The 263-nt window shown below is 66.5% G+C and carries 1 pseudogene; it reads left to right on the plus strand.

The features are described 5' to 3' along the window. Window positions 1-263: pseudogene (locus SB753_RS38290) on the plus strand (HoxN/HupN/NixA family nickel/cobalt transporter); the annotation flags it as partial.

The following is a 263-nucleotide window of genomic DNA, read 5'->3' on the forward strand; positions in this document are numbered from 1 at the left end:
CGCACGAAGACGCCACACGCGGTGCGCCCGCCGGTCTGCTGTCGCGCGCGCTGAAGCCGCTATTCCGGCTCGTCTCGAAGAGCTGGCACATGTACCCCGTCGGCGTGCTGTTCGGTCTCGGCTTCGACACGGCGACGGAAATCGGCCTGCTCGCCATCGCCGCCGCCGAAGCGGGAAAAGGCCTGCCGCTCTACTCGATCCTCGTGTTTCCCGCGCTCTTCACAGCGGGCATGACGCTCGTCGATTCGACCGATAACGTGCTG

The sequence above is a fragment of the Paraburkholderia sp. SIMBA_053 genome, from assembly GCF_046534895.1.
GTDB classification, from domain to species: Bacteria; Pseudomonadota; Gammaproteobacteria; order Burkholderiales; family Burkholderiaceae; genus Paraburkholderia; species Paraburkholderia caledonica.